Raw genomic sequence first — 26,180 nt, 5'->3', positions numbered from 1 at the left:
CATCCCGGTTCAACGAACAGGGTCAAGGAGTGCGCGATGGAACAGCGACGCGTCGTCGTGACGGGAATGGGGCTCATCAGCCCTTGTGGCATCGGCGTGGAGAAGAGCTGGGACGCGCTGGTGAACGGCCGCAGCGGCGTGGGGCCCATCACCCTGTTCGACGCGAGCGCGCTGGACTGCCGCTTCGCCGGTGAGGTGAAGGGCTTCAACCCGGAGGACTACATCGAACGGCGCGAGGTGCGCCGCATGGACCGCTTCGCGCAGTTCGCGGTGGCCGCTTCGGACATGGCCCTCGAGGACTCCGGGCTGGTCATCACCGAACAGAACGCGGAGCGCGTGGCGGCCGTCATCGGCTCCGGCATCGGCGGTCTCAGCAGCCTGGAGGAGACGCACCGCAAGGCGCTGGAGAAGGGGCCGGACCGCATCAGCTCCTTCTTCATCCTCCAGATGATCATCAACATGGCGCCCGGCTACATCTCCATGCGCCACGGCATCAAGGGCCCGTCCTGGGCCACCAACTCCGCGTGCTCCACCAGCGCGCACGCCATCGGTGAAGCGATGCGCGGCATCCAGCGCGGCGAGTTCGACGTGGCGCTCGCGGGCGGCGCGGAGGCCCCCATCTCCATGCTGGGCGTGGGCGGCTTCGCCGCGATGAAGGCCCTGTCCAACCGCAACGACGCGCCCCAGGCCGCGAGCCGCCCGTTCGACAAGGACCGCGACGGCTTCGTGCTCGCGGAAGGCGCGGCCATCCTCATCCTGGAGGAGTACGAGCACGCCCGCGCCCGGGGAGCCCGCATCCTCGCGGAGCTCGTGGGCTATGGCGCCAGCTCCGACGCCTACCACGTCACCTCGCCCGCGCCCGGCCACGAGGGCGCCCAACGCGCGATGAAGGCCTCCCTGAAGGATGCGCGCATGGCCCCCGCGGACATCGGCTACCTCAACGCCCACGGAACCTCGACGGACATCGGCGACCTGCTGGAGACGGAGGGCATCGCGAAGGTGTTCGGCGACGCGGCGAAGTCGCTCGCCATCTCCTCCACCAAGTCCATGACGGGCCACATGAACGGCGCGGCCGGCGCCGCCGAGGCCGTCATCAGCATCCTCGCCCTCACGCGCGGTGTGCTGCCCCCCACCATCAACCTGGAGAATCAGGATCCGCGCATCCCGCTGGACTGCGTGCCCAACACCGCCCGCGAGGCCCGCGTGAACGCCGTCATGAGCAACTCCTTCGGCTTCGGCGGCACCAACGTCGCGATCATCTTTCAGCGGGTCCCGGAAGCCCACTGAGTCGCTGTAAATAATCTGGCGCTTTTTTACTGACTTTTCCCCAGCCCCGCCGCACCGCGTCAGTCAAGGGTTGACAGCGCGGTACACGGGCGCCGTCGCCGCACACCGGGACCGCCTGAAAGCCCTGTGATTACATGAGATTACGTCCCTGGAAGGCCAGGGTGGAGGCAGTCAACCCTTCGCGCGTCGCCTGCGGGACAGCGCTGCGGCGATCCAAAAACGTTGATTGCAAATCGGTAAATCGATTTGCAGAGTGGATCCAGAGACCCGGTGTCGGAGCGCGCCTCCTGACGCGGCCCGCCGGGGGTTGGAGCCATGAACAACGACAACGCGCTGAACGCGAACGTGGGGCTGAAGCTTCGAGGCCTGCGCTTGCAACGCAACATCAAGCAGGCGGACGCCGCGAAGGACCTGGGTGTCTCGCCCGCGTACTTGAACCTCATCGAAAAGGGCAAGCGCGTGATGCCCTTCCCGCTCTTGTGGAAGGCGCTGCGCTACTTCGAGCAGGACCCCGAGCAGTTCATGTCCACGCTGGGCGAAGGCCGCGTGGACGAGGCCCTGGCGAAGCTGCTGGATGAACCGCTGCTCAAGAGCCTGGACATCGACTCGGAGTCGCTCCAGTCGCTGTCCGCGGAGCCGAAGCTGGCCGGCACCGTCGCCGCGCTGTTCAACCTCTACAAGAACACGCGCACGCAGCTGGAGAACGTGCTCGCGCAGCTCAATGTGGAGGAGCGCACGCGCACGCAGGGCTCCCCTTCCGGTCTGGGCAACACGCCGGGCGTGCGCTTCGACTACTCGCCCTTCGACGAGGTCAGCGACTTCCTGGAGAAGCACCGCAACTACTTCCCGGAGCTGGAGGAGCAGGCGGAGGGACTGCGCCGCGACTTCCGCCTGGAGCAGCAGCTCACCAGCAGCAACCTCATCCGCATGCTGGAGGAGCGGTTCGACTTCAAGGTGCAGATTGAGCGCGCGGCCAGCGGCTCGTCCGTGGTGCGCCGGTTGGACCTGGACACGCGCACGCTCACGCTGTCACCGGACCTCACGGAGCAGCCGCTGAAGTTCCAGGTGGCCGCGTCCATTGGCCTGATGGTGATGGACCGCGAGAAGCTGGTGGAGCGCATCCTGGGCGCCGGACGCATGCGGCACGGGGAGACGGAGCGCCTCATCAAGGTCAACCTGGCGAACTACTTCGCCGGCGCGTTGATGCTGCCCTACGGCGAGTTCTTCAAGGAGGTGCAGCGCACGCGCTACGACGTGGAGCTGCTCTCCAACATCTTCGGCACCACCTACGAGACGGTGGCCCACCGCATCTGCAACCTGTCCGACCCCAAGCGACAGGGCCTGCCCTTCCACTTCCTGCGCGCGGACATCGCGGGGAACATCTCCAAGCGCTACAGCGGCACCGGCATCCGCTTCGCGTCCGGCGGCGGCTCCTGCGCGAAGTGGGCGGTGCACCTGGCGTTCCTCAACCCGTCCCAGATTACCCGGCAGTACTCCATCATGCCGGACGGCACGACGTACTTCTGCTTCGCGAAGGTGCAGCTGCAGCCCATTGAAGGCTCCATCGTGAAGGGCACGGCGTACTCCATCGGCCTGGGCACGCACGCGGAGAACGCCAAGTACCTGGCGTACGGCCTGCCCACCAACGACCTGCGCAAGGACGCCATCCCCAGCGGCATCTCCTGCCGCTTCTGCGAGCGCACGGACTGCAACCAGCGCGCGGCCGCCAGCTACCGCTTCGCGTTCGCCTTCGACGAGTACACGAAGAAGGACTGCTTCTTCTCCCCGCTGCTGGTCCACGAGAAGGAGAAGGCCGAGCGCAACGGAAACGCCGAGCCCGATGGCAACGGCGCTGAAGGCGGCGAGAAGCACGATTCGCTGGACAGGGGCGCCCGCCGCCGCAAGGTTCACGAGAACTGACATGCACCCGTCCGACAACGAACGCGCCCACATCGCAGACGCCATCCAGAAGCAGAAGAACGCGCTCGCCCCGCTGCGCATCACCGGCTCGCCCTCGGAAGTGGGCCAGGGCCTGGTGGCGCTGGCGGAGCTGTACGGCATGCTGGAGGACCACGCGGCGAGCCGCGAGCACTACGAGGAGGCCTTCGGCTTCTTCAAGACCGCGGGCAACAAGCCCGGTCAGGCACAGGCGCTCTTCGGCCTGGGCGTGGTGAAGGCCTACTTCGAGGATCACAAGAGCGCCATCGAGCACATGGCCACCGCCGCCCTGCTCTTCAACGAGGCGCGCGACCGCGAGGGCGAGGCACTCTCCCGCGCCTGCATCGGCGAGTCCCTGCGCGCCATGGGCGAGGTCGACGGCGCCGAGGAGAAGTACCAGGAGGCGCTCATCCTCTACCGCCAGACGCGCAACAGTGAGCGCATCGCGCGGCTGCTCCTGGACATTGGCGATTTGCGCATGGCCAAGGGCGAGTACGAGCCCGCCCGCAAGCGCTTCCTGGAGGCCGTGCCGCTCCTGGAGCAGGGCGAGGACGCGGAGGCGCTCGCGCTGGGGCACCTGCTGCTGGGCGAGTCCGAAGGCCTGCTGGGCCACCACGACAACGCGCGGCCGCACCTGCTGCGCGCGGTGGACGTGTACGGCGAGCTGCACGACCACGTCTACGAGGCCCGCGCGCGCTGGGACCTGGGGCTGTCCTGCTACTACCTCCAGGACTACGCCGCGGCCCGCGAGCAGTTCGAGGCGGTGTTGCCCATGTACGAGGACCTCAAGCAGCACGATGAAGTGGCGAAGGTGAAGAACGTCCTCGCGCACTTCGCCGCGCGCGGCGTGTAGCCCCGCGCGCGGTCTTCATTGCGTCTGACTCCGGTTCAGGCCTGGAAGCCCGCGCCCACCGCCAGCGCGAGCAACCCGATGACGCCCGCGGCGATGGCGGCGTAACGCCACTCGCCGCGCAGGCCCAACAACGTCCCCGCCATCGCCAGCCGTGCCACCGGCGTCACCAGCAGCATGGACGCCGCGCCCTTGCGCAACAGGTCGATGGCCACGTGCACGGACTCGTCGCGCGGCAATAACTCCAGCCCGAGCGACGTGACGAACATGGCCCCACTGGTGATGGCCCCGGTGCGCAGCATGCGGGCAATCCATCGTTCCCCGGCTGCGAGCCTCCGGGCCCCCCGGCGCTCGCGTGGGAGCACCTCCGGCTGGGTGATGGGTTCCTGCGGGAGTTCCTCGTGGAACTCCGCGTCCAACGCCACCGACGTCGCCTGCACGTTGCGACGTGGGGGTCCTGCCTCCGGCACCATCATCGACGGGTGGACACCGGGTAGCTCAGGCTCCGCTTCACTCATTTCCATACGCTCGGCCACAACCCCTCCCCTCCCTTCCACAACATCTGTCCGGCCACAATCAACAGGACCGCCGCGAAGAGCTTCTTGAGCACCGCGGTCGGAGTCCTCAGCATCAGCTTGCTGCCCACGGACGCGCCGCCCAGCACCCCTACGACCAACGGCGCCACGAGCCCCAGATTCAATTGGCCGCGCCACGCGTAGGCCGCGACGCTGGCCGCGCCGGTGACGCCCACCATCAGGTTGCTGGTGGCGCTGGCGACCTTGAAGGGCACGCGCATGCCGTAGGTCATCAGCGGCACCTTCAGCGGGCCACCGCCCACGCCCAGCAGCGCGGACAGCCCACCCGCCACGAAAGAGCCGGAGATGCCCAGCGGGTAGTTGCCGGGCTCGTAGTTGGCCGCCGTCGCGGGCTCCTGGACGGGGCGGCGCATCAGCAGCATCTGCAGCGCCACGAAGAGCGTGAAGAGGCCGAACACCACGGCCACCATCGCCTCCGCGACAAAGGCCGCCACCAGCCCCCCGACGATGGCGCCCATCACCGTCGCCAGCTCCAGGGTGAGCCCCAGCCGCAGGTCACTCAGTTTGTTCTCCACGTAGCTGGCGGCGGCGGCGCAGGAGTTGGCCACCACGCACATCAGGCTCGCGGGGACGGCCTGCTCCAGTGGGATTCCGAAACCCAACACGAGCACGGGGACCAGGACGATGCCGCCCCCGATGCCCAGGAGCGCCCCCAGCCCACCCGCCAACACACCCGCCGCCATGAGGAGCAAGACCGTCATTCCCTATCGAGGATAGGAGGCACTCCCCGCTTCGGATAGCGCCACGCCCCGGAGGGCAACCTGCTCGATCGGCTGGATGCCCTGCACGCGAACACAGGCCCGAGACGCGGGCCGTACGGATCCGTTCACTACGCGGCGGTGGCGCCCAGCGTGCCCTCTGGAAACTCCTCCATGAACCGCGCGCGCGTGCGCGGCGTGTAGGTGCCGCGCGCCATGTAGCCGTGCAGTTTTCGAAGCAGCCCGCGCGTCACCTCCAGCGCGGCGTCCAGTTCCACCGCGAAGTCAAAGTGATCATTGCGGTACAGCTCCTGGAAGGAGAGCTGCGAGTACGCCGGGAGGGCCCGTGTGCGGCCGAGCGGACTGGAGAGGAAGAGCCCGGAGACGTAGAGACCGCGCACCCAGCCGTCCAGCTCCGCCTTGGTGGGGGCCTGCCCCACGCGGTCCTGCGACGCCAGGCGCACCAGCTCGTAGATGCCCCGGCCAATGCCTCGCAGCGGGATGCCAGAGCTCTTCACCACCTGGAACTTCTCGCGGATGCGGGCGGTGCCCACGCCATCCGTGCCGTCCTGCTGGCGCAGGAAGAAGAGCGTCTGGGCCCACTCCACCTGACGCCGTGCGTCCGAGGCCCGCTCACCCTTGCGGCGGTAGCGCAGCACCAGCTGGTCCACCAGCGGGTGGAGGCGCCGGTCCAGGCTCAGGTGGGTGAAATACCCCGCGAGGATGGCCAGGCCCGCCTCCGTGCCCACGAGGGCGCCCGAGGCGACGAGCTCCGCCATCTTCAGGCCCAGGCCCACCGGGGCGCGCTCGTGATACAGCCGCGCGAAGGGGGGCCAGCCGGCCTCTGGCTGCATCATCACGCCCAGGCCCCCGCGCACGCCGGCGCACAGCGGCAGGTCCGGCAGCGCCGCGCCAAAGCGCGCGTACGGCAGGTCCTCCGACAGCGCGCGCACCCAGTCGGCGGGGAGCCCGTCCGGGTGGGCCGCCAACCGTTCGATGGCCGTCAGATGCAGCAACAGGGTGGGCATTGGGAGTGCACAGCTATCCAGCGCGCAGGGGCATTGCAATGCCCGAGTGGCAACCAGCGCTTTGCGAGCAACACGCGGCGCGTCTACAGTCGCGCCCCTCGGATCACCCCCTCCCTCTGTCCAGGAGTCCAAGTCGCCATGCAATTCAGTCTCGTCTCCGGTGAAGCCGCGCCGGTGAGCGGTGAGCTGCTCGTCATCCCCCTCTTCGAGGGCGAGCTGGGTGATGCCGCCCCCGCGCCGCTGACGGCCGCGGATGCGGCGCTGGACGGCAAGCTGCGCGCCGCCGCCACCCAGGAGGGCTTCAAGGGCAAGGTGGACCAGTCCTTCCTCGTGCACACGCTGGGGAAGCTGGGCGCGGACCGCGTCCTGCTCCTGGGCCTGGGCAACCGCGCGCGCTTCCAGCCGGAGGTGCTGCGGCTGGCCGCGGGCCGCGCGGCGAAGACGGCGCAGCGGCTGAAGTCCACCGCCATCGGCTTCCGCGTGCCCGCCACGGACGACGCGGCGCTGGCCGTGCGCGCGGTGGTGGAGGGCCTGGAGCTGGGCGTCTACCGCTTCGACAAGTACAAGTCCTCCGCGCGCGAGGACAAGGGCGCCCCCAAGCTGAACCGCGCCACGCTGTCCCTGCCGGAGGGCACGGAGAAGTCGCGCGCGCTGGATGACGCGCTCCACCTGGGCCTCAAGCTGGCGGAGGCCGTCAACTGGGCGCGCGACCTGGTCAACGAGCCCCCCAACGTGGTGACGCCCACGAAGCTGGCGCAGGCCGCGCAGCAGGCCGCCAAGGAAGGCGGGCTCACCGCGGAGATTGGCGCGCGCAAGGAGATTGAGCGCCTGAACATGGGCATGTTCCTGGGCGTCACCGCCGGCAGCGTGCAGGAGCCGCGGCTCATCCACCTGGTCTACACGCCGAAGAACGCGAAGGACGCGAAGCGCGCCCCGCTGGCACTGGTGGGCAAGGCCATCACGTTCGACTCGGGCGGCCTGTCGCTCAAGCCCACCGAGGGCATGGTGGAGATGAAGACGGACATGGCGGGCTCCGCCGCGGTGCTGGCCGCGATGAAGGTCATCGGCTCCGTGGTGAAGCCGCCCTTCCCCGTGCACGCCTTCATCGGAGCGTGCGAGAACATGCCGTCCGGCACGGCGTACAAGCCCGGTGACATCCTCACCGCGCGCTCCGGCAAGACGGTGGAGATCACCAACACGGACGCGGAAGGCCGCCTGGTGCTGGGTGACATGCTCACCTGGGCCGGCGAGCACGAGCCGTCCGCCATCATCGACCTGGCGACGCTCACGGGCGCGTGCATGGTGGCGCTGGGCAGCTACATCGTGGGCGCCTTCGGCGACGACGACGACACGGTGAACAGCGTGCTCACCGCCGCGCGCGCCGCGGGCGAGGAGATGTGGCGCCTGCCCGTCAGCGACCTGCAGAAGGACGCGCTGCGCTCCGACGTGGCGGACATGAAGAACTCCGGCGAGCGCTGGGGCGGCGCCATCAACGCGGCCCTCTTCCTCAAGGAGTTCGTGGGCGACACGCCCTGGGTGCACCTGGATATCGCCGGTCCGTCCAACAGCCCCAAGGAGCGCGGCTACCTCAACAAAGGCGGCACGGGCGTGGGCGCGCGCACGCTGGTGGAGCTGGTCCGCCAGCAGGCCGCGCGCATCGCCTCGCAGCCGGAGCCCACCAAGGCCGAGGCGCCCGCGAAGGCCGCCAAGGCTCCGAAGGCCACCAAGGGCAAGCCGGCCCGCGCGTAGTCCCGTGGAGCCGCTGGGGCCCGCGTGGAGTCCTTCGCGGAGCGTCACCGAACTCCGCATGGAGTAGTCCTTCGCGGAGCGTCGCCGGGCTCCGCGCGGAGTCCTTCGCGGAGCCTCCGGGCTCTGCGTGGAGTCCTTTGCGCAGCGTCGCCGGGCTCCGCGCGGGCATCCGCGTGGAGCCTTGAAGCCCGATTCCTCGCGCCAGCTAGCGCGGGTCGCCGGGCTCTTTTTCAGGCGCGCTGGGTGCCCGCACCGCCACGCTCGGCTCCGGGAGTGGACGGACGCCCGCCATCAGGGCGTCCACGCTCTCCGTGATGCCAGCGGTGGCCTCCGTGGGCCAGGTGGCCAGCATCATCAGCACGCGGCCGGAGTTGCCCTCGCGCACGGCCACCTTGCCGCGCACGCCCTCGCCCACCTGGAAGTCGAATCCCACCGCGTTGTCCGACAGCGCGATGGGCTGCGGATCCGTGGTGGTGAAGCCCGGCTGCTGGCGCAGCCCCTGCGTCAGCCGCTCCGCGAACTGCACGGGCGTGGCCACGCCGGGCGCCACCTGCAGCACCACCTGCGCGCCCGTCACGCGGTGGCGCAGGATGACGGGAATCGCCAGCCCCTCCGGGGTGCGCTCGTTCGTCTCATCCAGCTGCCACTCCGCCGTGGGCCGGATGATTTCGAAGCCCAGGTCCTCGTCCACGTAGCGCCGCGTGGTGGACGCGATAGCGGACTCATCCGACGCCATGCCGGAACCACCCGTGCCGGGCTCCGCCTTCGTCACCGCCGTCCGGGACGCGCCACACGCAGTGCTCAGCAGAAGCACACCCCAACCCAACATCCGCATCGCGCCCATGTGCTCGTCCCCCGCCAGCAGCCAGCCGTGGGGAGGAACGTGGACACCCACCTCCGGGCCCGCCAGGGGCACACGGGGGCGGTGTGTGCTGTCAGACGGTGGAAACTTCGCGCCCGGGAGCGGCCTTACGACAGGCCGCCCTGGAGGGTGCGATAGGTGTTGGCCAGCCGCTCGGCTACGTCCGCCGGCAGCACGTTGCGCGCGGAGAACAGCGCGTAGGACACGAACGCGTCCAGCGCCTCCAGCGCCATCGCCCGGCCCACCGCCTCGCCGCCGCTGGTGGACACGTTGGCGCGCAGCCGGGCCACGTCCACCCGTCCGTCCGGCCCCAGCGTGACGCCCTGGTAGGCCTCCTCCAGTCCGGGCGGCGGCGACTCCACGAAGCCGCGCAGCAGGTCCACGTCGCGGCCCGCCTCGCGCAGCGCGCGGTGCACCAGCGACAGGAGGAGGTTGTAGCGCTCCTCCGCGGACAACAGCTCCCAGGCCATGCCCTCCACCGCGGGACCTGGAACAGGAGGCGCCTCCGCGGCCTGCACGGACAGGTGGCCGCCGCGCACCGCCTCCTCCACGCCGCTGTAGAAGGCGTACTGGCTGCCCGCGTAGGCGGCCCGGAGCGCGCCCAGCGTCGTGCCCTCGCCCAGCTTCGCGAACAGGGCCTCCTCGCCGGGCAGCGCGCCCTGGGGGCCGGGCGTCACGCGCATGTCGTCCGGGAAGCGGCGGCGCAGGCGGCCCGTCTCCTCCGCGCGCTTGATGCCGGTGAGCACCAGGTCGCGCGTGCGCTCCGGCAGCTTCACCGCGTCCACGGCGGGGGACTTCGACTCCAGGAAGAGGAAGCTGCCCTCCACCATCTCGAAGAGGTTGAGCACCACTTCGCGCACCACGAACGTCATGGCGCTGTAGAGGCTGGCCTCGGAGACAAGCCCCTGCGACGTGAGCACCTGGCCAATGCGGCGCGCGGGCGTCACCTGCGCCAGCGCCTGGGTAAGCCGCGCTTCCGTCAGCAGCCCCAGCCGCACCATCACCGCGCCCAGGCGCTCCCAGCGCTCGCTGGAGGTGGCGAACACCACCTGCCCGTCGCGGAAGGCCACCGTGCGGCGCACGGTGCCGTGCTGCACGACGAGCTGGCCGGTGCGGATGCCCGAAAGAATCTGGGCGAAGACCTCCTCGACCGAGAGCGTCCCCAGGCTGCCGGCGAAGAAGCCAGCCGCGCCGTGGGATTCCGGGAGGAGCACCAGCCCCTCCGGCGCCAGGAAGTGCGCCGAAAGGGGCCGGGTGGGAGAGACGACAGCAGCGAGCGGCCGCTCCAGTTCGAGCGAAGCCGCCTCACCGCTCACGCGGGGCGTGGCCCTGGGTTTGGACGCCACCGCATCCCTCCCTGCAGGCGCTGCCGGACTACTTCGCGCCCTTCAGCTCCGCGTCGATGATGCTCTTGAACTCGTCCAGGGGCTGCGCGCCCGACAGCATGATGCCGTTGATGAAGAACGCCGGCGTGCCGGTGACGCCCACCTTGGAGCCGTCCGCCATGTCGGACTTCACCGTCGCGGCCGTCGCGCCGGAGTCGAGGCAGGTGTTGAACTTGGCGGTGTCCAGCTTCAGCTCGCCCGCGTACTTCTTCAGGTCATCCACGCCCAGCGCCTTCTGGTTGGCGAAGAGCTTGTCGTGCATCTCCCAGAACTTGCCCTGCTCGTTCGCGCACAGCGAGGCCTCGGCGGCCTTCTGCGCCTGCTGGTGGAAGTCCAGCGGGAACTGGCGGAACACCAGGCGAACCTTGTCGCCGTAGAGCTTCGTCACCTCGTCCACCGTGCCGATGGCGCGGCTGCAGAACGGGCACTGGAAGTCGCTGAACTCCACGATGGTGACCGGCGCGCTCTCCGGACCCTTGGCCGGGCCGGTGGCGGCCACCTGCTTGCGCTCCGCGGGCGGGCGCGGGGGCTCGGGCAGTTCGTACTTCACGTTGGCGCCCGCGCGGAGCGAGTCGAAGAACTTCTGGGCCACTTCCTGCTTCTGCTGGCCGGACAGGAACTCCACGATCTGCGGCTTCATCTGCTCGTAGGTCGCGCCCGGAGGCAGCTGACCCTTGGCGCCGTCGAAGACCTCCTTGATCTTCTCTTCCGGCGGCGCGGGGATCTTGTCGTCGATCTCCGCCTTGAGCAGCTGGTCCTCGGTGATGCCGCGCTTGGTCGCCTCGGCCTTCACCAGGCGCTCCGTGACGAGCCCTTCCAGGCCGCGCTTGCGCAGCTGGAACTTCTGCTTGTCCAGGTTCGCCAGCGGCTCCTTGATGCGCTCGTTCAGCTCACCGAAGGTGACCTTCTCGTTGTTGCCGAAGGTCGCCACCACGGTGTCCGGCGCCGGCTCCGTGGCGTTGGCTGCCTGGGCCTGCGCGGCGGGCGCCTGGGCATTGGCCGGCGCCTTCTCCTTGTTGCAGCCGGCGGTGAGGGATGCCGCGAGGAGGGCGGCCAGGGCGATGCGAGTAGAGCGCATGGACATAGCCCGCCGACTTAATAGAGGTCCCCGGGACTGGCAAGGAATTGCCAGTCTGTCGTTCAGGCGACCAGGGGCTCCAGCTCCAACGCGCCCGCGAGGCTTCCACGGCCCGGCTCACGCCCCTCCACGTCCCGGCGGCGCGCCGTGACGATGTCGAAGCTGGAGGGGTCCGCCAGCACCTTGCGCACAAGCTTGTGATTGAGCGCGTGGCCCGTCTTGAACGCCGTCATGTGGCCAATGACAGGCCGGCCGAACAGCGACACGTCGCCGATGGCGTCCAGGATCTTGTGGCGCACGAACTCGTCCGGGAAGCGCAGGCCGTCCGGGTTGAGGATGGCGGCCTCGTCCACGACGACGGCGTTCTCCAGCGAGCCACCGCGCGCCAGGCCCAGCGTCTTGAGCTTCTCCACGTCGCGCAGGAAGCCGAAGGTGCGGGCGCGCGAGATTTCACGCGAGAAGCCCCGGTCGTTCACGTCCACGTCGAAGGACTGGCCCTGGATGACGGGGTGCTCGAAGTCGATGGTGCAGCTGATGCGGAAGCGCCGGGCGGGGGTGAGCGAGGCCTGCTTGTCGCCGTCCGTCACCGCCACGCTCTTCTTGATGACCAGGTACTCGCGCGGCGCGTCCAGTTCGTGCGACCCGGCCTCCATGATGGCGTGCGTGAAGGGAGCCGCGCTGCCATCCATGATGGGCACTTCCGGCCCGTCCAGCTCCGCGCGCACGTTGTCGATGCCCAGCGCCGCCAGCGCGGACATCAGGTGCTCCACCGTGCCCACCTTCACGCCGTCGCGGCCCAGCGTGGTGGCCAGCGACGTGTCCACCACGTACTCCGCCAGCGCGGGGATGCTCACCGGGCGCTCCAGGTCCGTGCGGACGAAGACGATTCCATGCCCCGCGGGCGCGGGCTTCAGGGTCAGCGTCACGGGCAACCCGGAGTGGAGCCCCACGCCGCGGCAGATGGCCGGCTGGGAGAGGGTGCGCTGGAAGTCGTTGAACTGGAGCATGTCGGTGTCGCCTCTAGGGACTGCTTCGTACTGACATACGCGGGGTATGGCCCCGTCAGGCCGTTCCACGGCGGCCTGACGCGCTGCGCATAAAAGCAATCAACATGCCACGCGGCCGTGACACAAGAATTGCCTGAAAAGGAGGCCCCGCCCTTCCCAACCCCCTGGAACTGCTGGCGCATGGGACGCCGGGACAGGGGACGGCAGGGCCCGGAGCCCAGACACCCCTCTTGGGAAACCCACCACTGCGCCTCCCACCGTGACAGCGATGTCCGGAATTCATCCTTCGAACCCCGGGGCACCCGAGTGGTTTCACGCCAACCCGGAGTGCGTGTCACCCACGTGACAGGGGCGCGTCTCTATCGCAGGCGAGTGCCCGGAAGCAAACGCACATCCCGGACATACGGGGAGTCCGGGGCTTGACGGGAATCGTGACGCAGAGGGTGGGTCAGCGAGCAGGCGGCAGGAAGCGGTCGCGCAGGGCTTCCGCGTCCGGCCTGTCGAAGCCGCGGCCCTGGAGGAGCGAGCGGCGGCTGACGGCGTGGAAGGTGGTCTCCAGCGTCTGCGAGAAACGCCGGAGGTCCTCCGCCAGGCGGCTGCGGATGCCGGGGCCTTCCGGGGGCCAGGGCAGCTCCACCAGCAGCGAGGTGAAGCGGTCGAAGGCGTCGTAGTCCGCGTAGCGCAGCAGCTGGTAGCCGCCGTCGTGGAAGTAGTCGAGGAACGACTTGAGGGCCTCCAGCACGCGCTCGGCGGCGGCCACGTCCTCCGAGCGCAGGTGGCTTTCAGCGGCGCGGCACAGCTGGGCGTAGACCCACAGGTCCTTGCGCAGGCGCAGCGCGGCGTCCTGGGCGCTGGTGAGGTGGCCGAAGGCCTCATCCCCCAGCGAGCCATTGGGGGCCAGCGCGTCCACCAGCGCGACGATCTGCTGGCGCAAGAGCGTGGTGAAGGCCTCCGCGGCGCGCAGCGGGGCGGCGGGGTCGCGGTCCAGGTCCACCAGCACCTCGCGGGAGATGCGGTCCGTCTCGCGGGCCAGGTCGCGCGCGGCGCGCAGCGTGGCGGCCTGCAGGTGCTTGGGGCCGGCCTTGGGAGACAGGTCCGTGTGCAGGTAGCTGGCGACGGCGGACACCTCGCCGCGCACCAGGAACAGGAGCACGCGCACGCGGCGCGGCACGGGCGGCTGCGCCTCCGGGTCCACGTGCGTCAGGTAGTGCAGCACGCGGAACAGGCCCAGGAACGCGGTGGTGAAGAGGGGCCGCGTGTCCGCGGGCAGCGAGCCCAGCACGTCCAGCAGGCGCACGGAGCGCAGGCGGTCGTACTCGACGCGGAACTCCAGCGGGCGGAAGGGGCGGAAGTAGCGGTTGAGGACAATCTCCCGCAGCGTCAGCTTGCCCACGTCCTGGAACAGCGACAGGCCGATGAGCGGCAGCTGGAGCAGGTTGTCGAGCAGGTTCTTCAGCGCGTCGAACGCCTCGCGCACGACGAAGAGGCTCTCCGGCGGGGTCTCCTGATCCAGCTCTTCTTCAATCAGCAGCCGGCGCACGCGGTCGTCCGCGAGCTGGGTCTCCACGTACTTGCGGAAGACCATCTTCGGGTCGCTGTCCGGGTCCTGCAGGTGCCGGGCGACGCGCACGGCGCGCTCCATGGCGTCGCGCACGTCCACCAGCTCCTCGTGGAAGTCGCGCGTGACGAGCGGCCGGGCGCGGGCGTCCACCACGGAGTTGTGGAGGTTCAGGTAGCGCTCCACGGCGCGCAGCCACATCTCGAACTCGAAGAGCAGCTCCTCGCGGCCCTCCACCGGGACGCCGCGGAGCCAGCGCTCGCGCTCGGCGAGGAAGCCCGCGCGCGTGGCCTGAGAGGCGCGCATCAGGTCGCCGTAGTAGTCGCGGGGACTGGGGATGACCGTGGGCACGGCGGGCGCGGAGGCTTGGCTCATGGCGGGAAGTGGTGCGGGCTAGAAGAGCGCCCCTTGCGGGGAGCTGGGGGGCGGCGTCTTCTTGAAGTACTGGTAGGTGCGCAGCGTGGCGGTGCGGCCCCGGGGCGTGCGCATGAGGAAGCCCTCCTGCATCAGGAAGGGCTCGTAGACGTCCTCGATGGTGTCGCGCTGTTCGCCCACGCTCGCGGCGATGGTCTCCACGCCCACCGGACCGCCGCCGAACTTCTCCAGGATGGTGAGGAGGATCTTGCGGTCCATCGCATCCAGGCCGCTGGCGTCCACGCCCAGGCGGCTCAGCGAGTCGTGCGCCAGGTCGTAGGTGATGCGGCCATTGCCCTCCACCTGGGCGAAGTCGCGCAGGCGGCGCAACAGCCGGTTGGCGATGCGGGGCGTGCCGCGCGAGCGGGTGGAGATTTCGCGGCTGGCGGCGCGGTCCAGGGGTACGCCGAGGATGCGCGCGGAGCGGTCGAGAATCTGCTCCAGGAACTTCGGCTCGTAGTACTCCAGGCGATCCTGAATCTGGAAGCGGTCGCGCAGCGGGGACGTGAGCAGGCCCGTGCGCGTGGTGGCGCCCACCAGCGTGAAGGGCGGCAAATCAATCTTCATCGCGCGGGCGGCGGGCCCGGTGTCGATGGTGATGTCCAGCCGGAAGTCCTCCATCGCCGGGTAGAGGTATTCCTCCACGGCGGCATTGAGGCGGTGGATTTCGTCGATGAAGAGGATGTCCCGCTCGTTGAGGTTGGTGAGCAGACCCGCCAGGTCGCCCTTCTTCTCCAGCGCGGGGCCGCTGGTGACGTGGATGCCCACGCCCAATTCGTTCGCGATGATGTACGCGAGCGACGTCTTGCCCAGGCCGGGAGGGCCGGAGAACAGGCAGTGGTCCAGCGAGTCACCCCGGCTCTTCGCCGCGGCCACGTACACCTTGAGCTTTTCGACGACCGCACCCTGCCCCACGTACTCGTCGAAGGAGCGCGGGCGCAGGGAGACCTCCAGCCGGATGTCTTCCGGCTGAACATCTCCCGAGAGGGTGTCGTCGGACTTCCTCGCCATCGCCATTCCGACCCTATACAGCGAAGGGGGCGCGTGTCGCTGCCCTTCTGGCGGCGCTAGACTCGGAGCGGCACGCCGACCGGCCAGCCAGGGGGCACGTCCCCCTGCCCGAAGGGAGTCGCGTCATGATTTCCGCTTCTGCCCCATTCCGTCCCCTGCCCCTCCTGCCCGAGGCCCGCACCGAGCGTTCGCCCGGCGCCCGTCTCCAGAAGCTGCGCCGCGCCGCGCAGGAGGCCCGCGAAGCCTTCGTCCGGGAAGGCCCGGTGGCGGCGGTGGCCACATGCGACCTCATCACGTTCCCCTACCCCACGCTGTTCGCCTTCAGCGGGGCGGCGCTGTCACCAGCTCCCTACGTGATGATGACCAACCGCATGCAGGTGGTGCAGTTCGCGGAAGCAGGCACCGGCCAGCGGCGCACGCTGCTCTTCAACCCCACCGACTACGAGCGGGGCCACGCGGCGCCCTTCTACCGCGCGCTGCGCGAGCGCTACGGCGCGTTCCTCTCCGACAAGGTGATGTCCACCCGCCACGGCACGGTGCAGGGCTACCTGGAGCAGCTGGGGCTGACGCCGTCGGACGTGGACTACCTGGCCTTCGACCACCTGCACATCCAGGACCTGCGCGGCTGGCTGGGCGGTGACGGCGCCCCGCCCGTGTTCCCCCGGGCGAAGCTGCTGGTGCAGCGCGCGGAGTGGACCATGGTGAAGCACCTGCACCCCATGCAGCACGTGTGGTTCGTGCCCGGCGGCGCGGACATCCCCGACGAGCGCGTGGTGCTCCTGGACGGGGACACGTGGCTGGGCCAGGGCGCGGCGCTGCTCAGCACGCCCGGCCACACGCAGGGGAACATGTCCCTGGCGGTGGCCACCGCGAATGAAGTCTTCGTGGTGAGCGAGAACGGCGTGAGCACGGAGAGCTACACGCCGCTGTTGTCGCGCATCCCCGGCGTGCGCCGCTTCGCGGAGCAGATGGGCTGGGAGGTGGTGCTCAACGGAAACACGCGCGAGGACTCGCTGGAGCAGTACGCGTCCATGGTGGTGGAGAAGCTTTTCGCGGGCCCGTCCGCGCATGACGCGTCGTTCGTGAACTTCCACCCGTCCTCGCTGCTCACCTCGCACCTCCTGGCCCCGGGCCTGGGGCCCACCGTGGTGCTGCCCGCGCCGAACACGGGCGGGCTGCACCCCACGCCCGCGGTGAGGCGCGCGGCGTAGCGCTCAGGGCTCCAGGCGGGCGCAGCGGGCCGCGGGGAGGAAGGGCAGCGCCCAGGGTTCCTCCCCCTGTGCCGGGTCCGTGGCGATGAAGAGGACGGAGCCCCCCGCGCGCACGAACCCGTGGGGGTTCGCGTCCATCCCCGCGGGCGCGATGTCGCGCATCGGGTCTACGCGGCCCGGGTCGCCGTTGGAGTACCAGCCCTCGCGGCCACGGCCGGCCGTCGTCGCGGAGAAGAAGAGCCACCCGTCCAGCACCGCGAAGGCCGTGGGGGTGCTGCTCGCGGGGCCCGGCTCCACGTCCTGCACCAGCACCGTGCCCTGCGCCGTGCCGTTGGAGCTCCACAGCTCGCGGCCGTGCACGCCGTCATCCGCCGCGAAGTACAGCCGCCCGTCCAGCACCGTCAGCCCGGAAGGCAGCGAGCCCTCGGGCCCCGGCCGCACATCCTTCACCAGGCGGGTGCCCAGGAGCGTGCCGTCGCTCTTCCACAGCTCGCCGCCGTGGAACAGGTCCCCGGGCTCGCCGAAGAAGCCCTCCGCGCCGGCCATGAAGTACACGGCGCTGCCCAGCGGCGTGAGCTCCGACGGGTAGTCCCCCGCGAAGTGCCGGAGCGGGAAGGTGAGGAAGGGCTGGCCCCTCGTCACCCAGAGGTCGGCCTCGCCGAAGCCCACGTCCACGAGGAAGAAGAGGCGGTCCTTCCCCGCTGGCGTCAGCGAGAAGACGACGGACTGCTCCGGACCGCGGAAGAGCGCCCGTGAAGTGCCCGTGCGCCCCTCCACCACCCACAGCGTCACCGCGTCGCCGTACGCCACCAGCGCCAGCTTCCCGTTCCACTCCGTCAGGTCGTCCAGGTACAGCGAGGCCTGCCCGGGCGCGAACTCCTGCGTGAGCTGCGTGCCCTTCGCCGTGCCGTCCGTGCTCCACAGCTCGCGGCCACGCACGCCGTCATCCGCGGTGAAGTACAGTCGGCTGCCCACCACCGTCAGCGCGTCCGGCGCGCTGCCCTGCGCCCCGCGCCGGATGTCCGCCACCAGCACCGTGCCCTTCTCGGTGCCGTCCGACAGCCACAGCTCCGGCCCGTGCGCGCCGTCGTCAGCGACGAAGAACAGCCGCCCGCCCATCCGCGTGAGGAAGCGCGGCGTGCTGCCATACGCACCGGGCCGCACGTCCTTCACCCGGCGCGCTTCCGTGGCGCTCCCGTCCGTCACCCACAGCTCGCGGCCGGACACGCCGTCATTCGCGGCGTAGAAGACCTGCCCGGCCACCTCCACCAGCGTCTCCGGCGCCGAGCCCTCCTCGCCGCGCCGGACATCCCCGACAAGCCGCGCGGACGGGCCACACGGCTGCGGACCTCCGTAGGCCGCCGGCTCCAGCGCCGCGGACACCTCGCCCATCGCCGACACATCCTCGCCTTCGGCCGCGCCGCACCCCACCCCGAGGACGCCGGAGAGCAGCAGCACGACGACCGGAACACCACGCCACGCCGCCATGACACACGCCTCCTCGGCGCGGCGCGGCCCTTTCGGGGCCACCGCACCTGCGCTGGAAATTGATATTTGCAGCGGAATGGGCCAGCTCATGGCCGGCCAGGATTGCTCAGGGGTGTCAAACCGTGAGCGGCGTGGATCCCCAGATGATGGCCAGCGAACGGCAGGCACGTCCGCCGTGTGACGACAGCGGCTTCCTACAGGAAAAAGAGTTGCGCGTTTTTTCCGAGGATTTCCCGCTCCAGGAAGCACCGCGTCTCGCCCTGGAGGGCGGAGCGGTGTCCGGAAGTCACGGAGTGGAGCGCAGGGCCTTGAGTGCTTCGCGGAAGAGGGCCTGGAAGGAGGCGTCCGGGCCCAGCTGCTCGATGACGACGTCCGCGGCCTTCTCCGCCTGGGGCTGCTTGTAGCCCAGGTTGAGCAGCGCGGAGACGAGGTCCGCCTTGTTGCCGGAGGTGACGGGCGCGCGGGGCGTGGTGCCACGCGCGATGCCCTCCGAGTGGAGGTTGCGCACCTTCTCCTTGAGCTCCAGGACGAGCCGCTCCGCGGTCTTCTTGCCCACGCCGTGGATCTTCGCGAGCCGGCTCGTCTCACCGCGCGACAGCGCCGCGATGAGCTCGCCCACCTCCATGCCGGACATCACGCCCAGGGCCATGCGCGGACCGACGCGGGACACAGTGTTGAGCAGCTGGAAGAGCTCCTCCTCCGCCGGGGAGAGGAAGCCGAAGAGCTCGAAGGCGTCCTCGCGCACCACGGTGCGGATGCGCAGGTCCACCGGCTGGCCGTCCGCGGGCAGCTTGCCCAGCGAGACGGTGGACAGGTTCACGCGGTAGCCCACGCCGTGCACGTCGATGACGGCATCCTCGGGGCCCTTCTCCAACACGTTGCCACGCAGCCGGGCGATCATCGACGGGTCTCCGGGCGCTGGTAGGCGGACGACAGGCGGTCCGCGAGCACCGACGCGGCCCCCTTGCGCTTGCCGTTGCCGGGAGCGCTGGCGCGGGGCATCCCCACGCGAAACTGGTTCAAGTGGCACAGCGCGACGGCGAGCGCGTCACTGGCATCCGCGCGCTCCAGCGTCGCTTCTTCCACGCCGAGCAGCGTGCGCACCATGCGCGCCACGGCGTCCTTGCCGCCCGCGCCGCTGGCACCCACGGACTTCTTCACGCTGGCGGGGGCGTACTCGTGCACGGGCAGGCCCGCCTGCGCCGCGGCGAGCAGCGCCACGCCGCGAGCATGGCCCAGCACCAGGGCGCTCCGGGCGTTGCGGTGGGTGAAGAGGCCTTCCACGGCCACGGCCTCCGGCTGGTAGCGCTGGAGCGCGGCGCTCAAGGCGGCGTGCAGGTCCTTCAGGCGCTCAGCGAGGGGCGCGGACTCCACCACCTTGATGACGCCATGGCCCAGGTGCACGAGCTTGCCCTTCTTCTCCTCCACCACCCCGAAGCCCATGAAGCGGCTGCCAGGGTCCACGCCGAGTACCCGCACCGGCCCGTTCCTTTCCCACGCGCCCCATCTGGGGCTTTACGTGGACAGCGACTCCATCAGGGACTCGTCGATTTCGAAGTTGGCGTGCACGTGCTGCACGTCGTCGTTGTCGTCGAGCGCGTCCATCAGCTTCAACAGGCGCTTCGCGTTGTCGCCTTCCACCTTCACGGTGTTCTGCGGCACGAAGGTCCACTTCTGTTCGCCCAGGGGCAGGCCCGCGGCCTCCAGCTTCGCTCCCACCGTGTGCAGGTCCGCCGGAGCGGTGCGCACCTCGAAGCCATCCGGCCCCTGGTCCACGACGTCCTCCGCGCCCGCGTCCAGGGCCTGCTCCATCACCTGGTCCTCGGTGGGGCCGGGCTTCACGGTGATGACGCCCTTCTTGTGGAACATCCAGCCCACGGCGCCTTCCGCGCCCATGTTCCCGCCGTAGTTGCTCAGGAGGTTGCGCACATCGCTGGCGGAGCGGTTCCGGTTGTCCGTGAGGCACTCGATGATGAGCGCGACGCCGCCGGGGCCGTAGCCCTCGTACGTCACCTCTTCGTAGGACTCGCCGGCCAGCTCGCCCGTGCCCTTCTTGATGGCGCGCTCGATGGTGTCGCGCGGGATGTTCGACTCGCGCGCCAGGGCCACGGCTACGCGCAGGCGGGCGTTGCTGGACGGGTCACCGCCGCCCAGGCGCGCGGCGACGGTCATCTCCTTGATGGCCTTGGAGTAGAGCTTGCCCTTGGCCACGCCCAGGACGGCATTCCGGCGTTTGAGTTTCGACCAGCGGTTGTGACCGGACATGGCGGCGGCTTCGGCGTGGGGTGGACGGGCGTTCAGCCCGTGGCGTTCCCGGCCTTGTGCCCCGAGCAGGCCGCCCGAGTCAAACCCTCACGACGCGTCCCGCCCGGGCTCCGACTCGGAATCGGGAGCCAGGGCGGGCTCGAAGAGGCGGGGCGGTCCGGCGGACTCCCGGGCGCGCTCGCGCTCCTCCACCAGGATGGCGGGCACCAGCACGCCCAGCATGAACAGGCGGGTCGCCGCCTCGTAGGCCAGGGCCTCCGGGAAGCGGCACTCCAGGAGCATGGCGCGCACGGTGCGCCGCCCGTCGAAGAGGCGCACCACCTGCTCCACGTCCTCCGGCAGCGAGGGCAGCTCCTGCGCGAGCCGGGCGAAGTCCACCGTGAGCCGCGCCGCCAGGGGCAGGCCCTTGACGCGCAGCTGTTCGAAGCGCTCCAGGGCTGGCTCCACCTGCTCGCACAGGAACTGGCGGTCCATGGAGAAGCTGCCCCGCTGCAGCTCCGGGCCGAACGTCACCGTGTACGCGCCCGAGCCGAAGCACAGCAGGCGCCGGAACGCGAGGATGCCGCGCTCGCCGTGGAAGGCCGCGTCCACCGCCAGGCCATGGCGGAAGAAGAGAGCGCCGGAGTCCTCCGACAGCACCACGCGCCCCGAGCGCACGCCGGACAGCAGCGCGCGCAGCAGCGCCCCGAGCGGCAGGGTCGAGGTGTGCGCGTCGTAGACGTCCTCCTCGCCGCGCCGTCCCGCCTTGAGCCGCGCGAGCATCGCCACATCGCGCGCCTCCACCGGCTCCACCAAGTACTCGTCCGCGCCCACGCCCGCGGCGAGGTCGCGGTGGAACTCCTCCGCGCACTTCGCCATCAGCAGCACCGGCAGGTGCGCGCACTTCGGGTCCGCGCGGAGCACGCCGCAGAGGCTGAAGCCGTCGCCGTCCGGCAGGTCCGCGTCGATGATGACCAGCCGGGGCAGCTCGGCCTTCGGGGCCATGGGCGCCGCGTCCGGCAGCGTTCCTCCCGCCTCCACGCCCAGCCGCGCCAGCGCCGCGCGTGCCCCATCCACGTGCACGGAGTCGAAGCCTTCGCGGACGAGCGCCTCCGCCACCGTGGGCCGCGGAGTGTCACCCACGAGCAGCACCCAGCCCCCGGCCCCACCCTGCAGGTCGAGTGCGTCGGGACCTCCGGGCATGGAGGCATCAGGAGGCGGTGCGGCGTGCAGGTAGGCAACCATGGATTCCCTATTCTTCCAGGGATCCCTTGCGAATGTACAACCTGCCCCCAAGTCCCTGGATTCGTTGGGTTTTGGCCAGGCTGCATCCCAAGCTAGGGTGCGCGCCCATGACGCGCCTCGGACTCCTGCTTGCCCTCCTCGCCGTGCCCGGACTGGCCTCCGCCCAGGATGCCGAAGTGTCCTTTTCGCAGGAGGACCCGCTGGGCTCCGTGGTGGCGCCGGTGATGCTGCCCGCGGGGGCGACGGCGCTCTATGGCTACACGGGCGCGCCGGAGGTGGGCCTGGGGTTCCGGCAGGGCCTGGGCGCGTTGGAGGTGGAGGCGCGGGCGCGCTTCGACTGGTTCAAGCTGGGCGCGTCGCTGGAGCTCGTGGGCCGCAAGGAGGTGGTGCGGAGCGGGGCGTTCAGGCTGGCGCCGACGCTGGGCGTGGGCCTGGTGCTCAACTCCGGCTCCACGTACATGGACGACGACAACTTCTCCGGCGTGCTGGTGCGTATCCTGCCGGGGATGGTGGCGGGCTACCGCGTGGCGGACACCGTGGTGGTGCTGGGCCTGGTGGACCTGCCCATCGACCTGGGGCTCACGGGCGACAAGCAGCGGCGCTTCCAGGCGCTGGGAGGCTTTGGCGTGGAGGTCTACCTGGGCGGCAACCTGTCGCTGCTCGCGGCGGGACAGGTGGGCGTGGAGACGTTCCAGGAGCGCGCGGGCGCGGGCCACACGCGGCTGGGGCTCACGGGGCGCGTGGGCCTGGGGACGCGGCTGTTCTGACTAGAAGTCCGGCGGAGGGCTCTGGCGCGGCGTGCCCATCAGTTCGAGCGCACGCAGCGCGACGCGGATGAGCGTCTGGGCGCACGGCTCACAACCTCCGCCGCAGCAGTGGGGCCAGCGTCCTTCGGGGTTGCGCAGGAGCGGCCTCACGCTGGACTGGTAGTAGCTGGGGAACTGGAGTTCCTCGCTCGCTCGCGCGAGTGCGTCATCGAGGGACAGGGGCGAGGGGGCGGGAACGTCGGACACGCTCCCGTTCATACCAGCTCAGAGCAGTGACGTCTGCGCCGGGGCCTCTGTCGCGGCGCCGTCCGCGGGCTGGCAGTGCGAACACCAATGCGTGTTGCGTCCGCCAATGCGCAGGTGCGACACGGGCGTGGCGCAGCGGGGACAAGGCGCTCCCGTCTTGCCGAAGATGTTGCGCCGGTGCTTCGCCTGCCCCTGCACACCGAACAGGTCGCGCTGCGTGCCGCGCAGCCGCAGGCCCTCTTCCAGCACGTCGCGGATGCCCTGGTGCAGCCGGACGACTTCCGTCGGGGACAGCGACGACGCGAGCCGCCGGGGGTCGATGCCCGCGACCCACATGCTCTCGTCCGCGTCGCGGTTGCCCAGCCCCGCGAGCACGCGCTGATTCAAGAGCACCGTCTTGAGCGGGCTGCGCCTGCGGCGAAGCAGCTTCGCCAGGACCTCCGGAGTGAAGGCCTCGTCGAGCGCCTCCGGTCCCAGCGCCTCCAGCTTGAGCTGCGAGGCCAGCATCTCTGTCGGCCCCAGCGCCACACGCGCGTAGCCCAGCGTGTCGGTGAGCTGGAGTTCCTCGTTGCCCTCCAGCGTGAGGACCACGAGCGTCGCGGGAGGCCGTTCGCTTCCCACGGGCCGCAGCTGCAGTTCGCCCCAGAGCATGAAGTGCAGCGCGAGCGTCTGCCCGTCATCCAACGTGAGCAGCATGAACTTCGCGCGCCGCTCCGCCGCGAGCACCTTGCGGCCGTTGAGATTCGCGATGAAGTCCGGCGGCGAGGCGAAGCGCACCGCCGCGGGCATCAGCACCTCCGCGCCCACGAAGCGCCGGCCCACGACGGCCTGCTTCAGGTCTCGGATGATGATTTCGACTTCAGGGACTTCCGCCACGCGCAGCCTCCCCCACGGGCCACAACGTAGGAAGGCTGCGAGGTAACGCCATGGGTTGAGCCCTGCTGGTGGGGTACCTCGTCCGACCGCCAGGCATCCGGCCGGACAAGGGGGCACCGCCCTGCCCCAACCCACGTCAGGCGCGCACCGTGACCTCGTGCACGTCGCGCTCCAGCTCCCGCGCGTCCACCTTCACGTCGAGGAAGTGCGCCATCGTCTCGCGCTGCGTGAGCGAATGGCTGTCCAGTGCCACCGTGCGGAAGTTGCCACCCTTCGCCAGGGCACACAGCAGCAGGAGCTGATCACACAGGTGCTCGCCCACGGGCACGCCCGCGTCCAGGTAGCGCTTCACCTTCGCGGCGACCTCCTCCGCCACGACTTCCGCGCGCTTGCCTCGCTCGCCGAAGCCGGTGAAGACCTCCGTCACGTGCTCGCTCTCCACTTCGACGCGCAGCACGTTGCCCGGACCGAAGGCGCGCTTGAGCTCCTCCGGCCGCTGCTGATCCGGACGCAGCTTCAGCGCGGCGGCCACGGTGTCCAGCTCGCGCTTCGCCACGTCGAAAGGGATGGCCGCCACCTGGGCCACGGCCTCCGTGCGCAGCACCCGGCCGCGCTCCAGCAACTGGAGCGGCTGGAGCTTCGTGGGATGGATGTCCACGCGGAACCGTCCCCCTCCCGCCGGATAGTAGCCGGGCCGCTCCAGCGTCACGTCCACGCGCGGTCCCATGCGGCGCAGGAGCGGCAGATACGCCTTCTCCAGGAACTCGAACGGCGGCGCCGCCGGGTTGTGCGTCCCACCCTCCAGCATCAGCGTGGAGGCCCCTTCCGCGTGCAGCAGCGCGGGCAGCACCGTCTGGAGCACCAGCGTCGCGCTGCCCGCCGTGCCCACCGCGAAGTGGTAGTTGCCCGCCGACAGCGCGCGCGGATGGAAGGACAGCTGCTTGGAGCCCAGCTCCGCGCCCGTCACCTCCGCGGCGCCCACGGCCTCCGCGGCCTTCAGCGCGGTGAGGTGCTGGCGCAGCAGGCCCGGCTTGGCGCGGCCGGCGCGCACGTTGACCATCTCGAACGGCGTGCCCGTCACCAGCGACAGCGCCAACGCCGTGCGCAGCACCTGGCCGCCCCCTTCCCCCTGTGAACCATCGATGCGAACCATGTGCGTGGTGCTCCTTTGCGCGCTCGCGGACGTGCGCAGCATCCCATCCCTGATTTCAAAAAATAGCGGCGCCCGCTCCCCCACCCTTAACGGCCGCTTTCGCGGACCTCTTGGGGGGAACGGGCGCCTCGGCGTCTTCATCCCGGCATGTGCACCTCCGCAGGACGGCGGGTGGGGTTACCCTTCGGCTATCCCTTCACGCACACCACCTGCTTCAGCGTGTGGACGACCTCCACCAGGTCCGCCTGCGCGGCCATCACGGCGTCGATGGACTTGTACGCGGCCGGCGTCTCGTCAATCACGTCCACGTCCTTGCGGCACTCCACGCCCGCGGTCGCCTTCTCGTGGTCCTCCAGCGTGAAGCGCTTCTTCGCCGCTTCACGCGACATCGCCCGGCCCGCGCCGTGGCTGCACGAGTGGAAGGCATCCGCGTTTCCCTTCCCACGGACGATGTAGGAACGGGCCCCCATGCTGCCGGGGATGATTCCCATGTCGCCTTCACGCGCCCGCACCGCGCCCTTGCGGGTCACGAAGCAGTTCTTTCCGAAGTGGTGCTCGCGCGAGATGTAGTTGTGGTGGCAGTTCACCGCGGACTCGGACAGCTCGAACGGAGGCAGCTCACCGCTCGCCTTCAGGGCCTCCACCGCCGAGTGCAGCATGAGCTCGCGGTTCATCGCCGCGAAGTCCTGCGCCCAGCTCACCGCGAACACGTAGTCGTCGAAATGCTCCGTCCCTTCCGGCAGGTACGCCAGGTCCGCGTCCGGCAGGCGGATGAAGAAGCGCTCCATGTCCTGCTTCGCCAGCTCGATGAAGTGGCTTCCGATGCGGTTACCCACGCCGCGCGACCCCGAGTGCAGCATCAGCCACACGCCGTCCGACTCATCGACGCACAGCTCGATGAAGTGGTTACCCGTACCCAGCGTTCCCAGGTGCGCCAGCTCCGGCCCGCGGCCGATGCGAGGATGCTTCGCGACGATACGGGCGTACCCTTCCGCCAGGCGGGCCCAGGCACCGGTATGCGTCGCGGGCGAGTCCTTCCACGCGCCACGGTCATTCCGGCCGCCGTTGTCCGTACGGCCGTGCGGAACCGCCGCCTCGATGGCCGAGCGCACCCCGCGCAGCGAGTCCGGCAGCTGATCCGCGCGCAGCGTCGTGCGCACGGCGATCATCCCGCATCCGATGTCCACGCCCACCGCCGCCGGCACCACCGCGCCCACCGTGGGCACCACGCTCCCGACCGTCGCGCCGTAACCGCGGTGCACGTCCGGCATCGCGGCGATCCACTTGTGGATGAAGGGCAGGCCACGGAGGTTGCGAAGCTGCTTCTTCGCCTCGTCCTCGAACGGCACCCCCACCGTCCACGTCTTGATGGGGCGACCCGCTTCGTCCGACATCACTTCGTAGTTCGCGTTCGTCCGGTCCATGGCGCTGCACCTTTCGGTCGTTCGACCGGGCTCTGTGTCCCGGTCACGTGGGGGAGCTAGAGCAG

Annotated in this window: 24 protein-coding genes; 6 read left to right on the top strand and 18 right to left on the bottom strand. The window is 70.1% G+C overall.

The window, feature by feature from the left end; genetic code table 11:
* Positions 1–36: 36 nt before the first annotated feature.
* From fabF to GTZ93_RS19775, 3 genes are all read left to right on the top strand, one after another.
* Positions 37–1,287 (top strand): beta-ketoacyl-ACP synthase II, encoded by a 1,251-nt coding sequence (gene fabF / locus GTZ93_RS19785; protein ID WP_139921837.1) that lies wholly within the window; start codon positions 37–39, stop codon positions 1,285–1,287.
* Positions 1,288–1,602: 315 nt separating this feature from the next.
* Positions 1,603–3,207, top strand: coding sequence for a helix-turn-helix domain-containing protein (locus GTZ93_RS19780; protein WP_139921835.1), 1,605 nt, complete (start codon positions 1,603–1,605; stop codon positions 3,205–3,207).
* A gap of 1 nt (position 3,208) precedes the next feature.
* A complete protein-coding gene (locus GTZ93_RS19775) occupies positions 3,209–4,078 on the top strand; it encodes a tetratricopeptide repeat protein (RefSeq protein ID WP_126936261.1) in 870 nt (289 codons plus the stop codon).
* A 35-nt stretch (positions 4,079–4,113) separates the two neighbouring features.
* On the opposite strand, the gene GTZ93_RS19770 is transcribed toward GTZ93_RS19775, so the two are convergent.
* The 3 genes from GTZ93_RS19770 to GTZ93_RS19760 form a co-directional block, all read right to left on the bottom strand.
* On the bottom strand, positions 4,114–4,593 hold the full coding sequence (locus GTZ93_RS19770) for a hypothetical protein (protein ID WP_233597437.1): 480 nt from the start codon (positions 4,591–4,593) through the stop codon (positions 4,114–4,116).
* The gene (locus tag GTZ93_RS19765) at positions 4,590–5,372 is read right to left on the bottom strand and encodes a sulfite exporter TauE/SafE family protein (protein WP_120564086.1); all 783 of its coding nucleotides are present in this window, start codon (positions 5,370–5,372) and stop codon (positions 4,590–4,592) included. The genes GTZ93_RS19770 and GTZ93_RS19765 overlap by 4 nt, the downstream gene beginning before the upstream one ends.
* Before the next feature lie 128 nt (positions 5,373–5,500).
* A complete protein-coding gene (locus tag GTZ93_RS19760) occupies positions 5,501–6,397 on the bottom strand; it encodes a hypothetical protein (protein ID WP_121781296.1) in 897 nt (298 codons plus the stop codon).
* A 138-nt stretch (positions 6,398–6,535) separates the two neighbouring features.
* Here GTZ93_RS19760 and GTZ93_RS19755 point away from each other — a divergent pair, with 138 nt between their 5' ends.
* The gene (locus GTZ93_RS19755; RefSeq protein WP_139923103.1) at positions 6,536–8,146 is read left to right on the top strand and encodes a leucyl aminopeptidase; all 1,611 of its coding nucleotides are present in this window, start codon (positions 6,536–6,538) and stop codon (positions 8,144–8,146) included.
* Positions 8,147–8,351: 205 nt separating this feature from the next.
* Here GTZ93_RS19755 and GTZ93_RS19750 read toward each other — a convergent pair whose 3' ends face one another.
* From GTZ93_RS19750 to ruvB, 6 genes are all read right to left on the bottom strand, one after another.
* A complete protein-coding gene (locus GTZ93_RS19750) occupies positions 8,352–8,990 on the bottom strand; it encodes a hypothetical protein (RefSeq protein WP_120596912.1) in 639 nt (212 codons plus the stop codon).
* Between the two features lie 125 nt (positions 8,991–9,115).
* Entirely contained in the window at positions 9,116–10,354 is a 1,239-nt protein-coding gene (locus GTZ93_RS19745; protein WP_120578562.1) for a DUF4388 domain-containing protein, read from the bottom strand.
* Positions 10,355–10,382: 28 nt separating this feature from the next.
* Positions 10,383–11,477, bottom strand: coding sequence for a thioredoxin domain-containing protein (locus GTZ93_RS19740; protein WP_139923101.1), 1,095 nt, complete (start codon positions 11,475–11,477; stop codon positions 10,383–10,385).
* 56 nt (positions 11,478–11,533) lie between these two features.
* Positions 11,534–12,478 carry a UDP-3-O-acyl-N-acetylglucosamine deacetylase gene (gene lpxC / locus GTZ93_RS19735; RefSeq protein ID WP_120564081.1) on the bottom strand — a complete coding sequence of 315 codons (945 nt, stop codon included), beginning with the start codon at positions 12,476–12,478 and terminating at the stop codon, positions 11,534–11,536.
* Between the two features lie 448 nt (positions 12,479–12,926).
* Positions 12,927–14,411: a hypothetical protein gene (locus GTZ93_RS19730; protein ID WP_139922629.1), complete on the bottom strand. Its 1,485-nt coding sequence runs from the start codon at positions 14,409–14,411 to the stop codon at positions 12,927–12,929.
* Between the two features lie 18 nt (positions 14,412–14,429).
* Positions 14,430–15,467, bottom strand: a complete 1,038-nt coding sequence (gene ruvB / locus GTZ93_RS19725) for a Holliday junction branch migration DNA helicase RuvB (RefSeq protein ID WP_120596898.1) — start codon at positions 15,465–15,467, stop codon at positions 14,430–14,432.
* Between the two features lie 119 nt (positions 15,468–15,586).
* Here ruvB and GTZ93_RS19720 point away from each other — a divergent pair, with 119 nt between their 5' ends.
* Positions 15,587–16,672, top strand: a complete 1,086-nt coding sequence (locus tag GTZ93_RS19720) for an MBL fold metallo-hydrolase (RefSeq protein WP_121781290.1) — start codon at positions 15,587–15,589, stop codon at positions 16,670–16,672.
* Between the two features lie 3 nt (positions 16,673–16,675).
* Here GTZ93_RS19720 and GTZ93_RS19715 read toward each other — a convergent pair whose 3' ends face one another.
* The 5 genes from GTZ93_RS19715 to GTZ93_RS19695 all read right to left on the bottom strand — a co-directional run bounded on the left by GTZ93_RS19715 (position 16,676) and on the right by GTZ93_RS19695 (position 21,649).
* Positions 16,676–18,160: an ELWxxDGT repeat protein gene (locus GTZ93_RS19715; protein WP_139922625.1), complete on the bottom strand. Its 1,485-nt coding sequence runs from the start codon at positions 18,158–18,160 to the stop codon at positions 16,676–16,678.
* A gap of 286 nt (positions 18,161–18,446) precedes the next feature.
* Positions 18,447–19,061, bottom strand: a complete 615-nt coding sequence (ruvA, locus tag GTZ93_RS19710; RefSeq protein ID WP_139922622.1) for a Holliday junction branch migration protein RuvA — start codon at positions 19,059–19,061, stop codon at positions 18,447–18,449.
* On the bottom strand, positions 19,058–19,639 hold the full coding sequence (ruvC, locus tag GTZ93_RS19705; RefSeq protein WP_120578568.1) for a crossover junction endodeoxyribonuclease RuvC: 582 nt from the start codon (positions 19,637–19,639) through the stop codon (positions 19,058–19,060). Before ruvC ends, ruvA begins: the two co-directional genes overlap by 4 nt.
* Positions 19,640–19,675: 36 nt before the next feature.
* A complete protein-coding gene (locus GTZ93_RS19700; protein ID WP_121753833.1) occupies positions 19,676–20,425 on the bottom strand; it encodes a YebC/PmpR family DNA-binding transcriptional regulator in 750 nt (249 codons plus the stop codon).
* An 87-nt stretch (positions 20,426–20,512) separates the two neighbouring features.
* On the bottom strand, positions 20,513–21,649 hold the full coding sequence (locus tag GTZ93_RS19695; RefSeq protein WP_161662927.1) for a response regulator: 1,137 nt from the start codon (positions 21,647–21,649) through the stop codon (positions 20,513–20,515).
* Positions 21,650–21,756: 107 nt separating this feature from the next.
* Here GTZ93_RS19695 and GTZ93_RS19690 point away from each other — a divergent pair, with 107 nt between their 5' ends.
* Positions 21,757–22,416: a hypothetical protein gene (locus GTZ93_RS19690; protein ID WP_120578571.1), complete on the top strand. Its 660-nt coding sequence runs from the start codon at positions 21,757–21,759 to the stop codon at positions 22,414–22,416.
* Here GTZ93_RS19690 and GTZ93_RS19685 read toward each other — a convergent pair whose 3' ends face one another.
* The 4 genes from GTZ93_RS19685 to GTZ93_RS19670 form a co-directional block, all read right to left on the bottom strand.
* On the bottom strand, positions 22,417–22,674 hold the full coding sequence (locus tag GTZ93_RS19685) for a hypothetical protein (protein ID WP_167548185.1): 258 nt from the start codon (positions 22,672–22,674) through the stop codon (positions 22,417–22,419).
* A gap of 6 nt (positions 22,675–22,680) precedes the next feature.
* Entirely contained in the window at positions 22,681–23,538 is an 858-nt protein-coding gene (locus GTZ93_RS19680) for an Fpg/Nei family DNA glycosylase (RefSeq protein WP_139921051.1), read from the bottom strand.
* 136 nt (positions 23,539–23,674) lie between these two features.
* Positions 23,675–24,691, bottom strand: a complete 1,017-nt coding sequence (gene rtcA / locus GTZ93_RS19675; protein ID WP_139921052.1) for an RNA 3'-terminal phosphate cyclase — start codon at positions 24,689–24,691, stop codon at positions 23,675–23,677.
* Between the two features lie 188 nt (positions 24,692–24,879).
* Positions 24,880–26,115 (bottom strand): RtcB family protein, encoded by a 1,236-nt coding sequence (locus GTZ93_RS19670; RefSeq protein WP_120596906.1) that lies wholly within the window; start codon positions 26,113–26,115, stop codon positions 24,880–24,882.
* Positions 26,116–26,180: the final 65 nt, after the last annotated feature.

Source organism: Corallococcus exiguus (assembly GCF_009909105.1).
Lineage (GTDB): Bacteria > Myxococcota > Myxococcia > Myxococcales > Myxococcaceae > Corallococcus > Corallococcus exiguus.
Note: the sequence above shows the minus strand (reverse complement) of the source record. Positions and strands in the feature narration are given on the sequence as shown.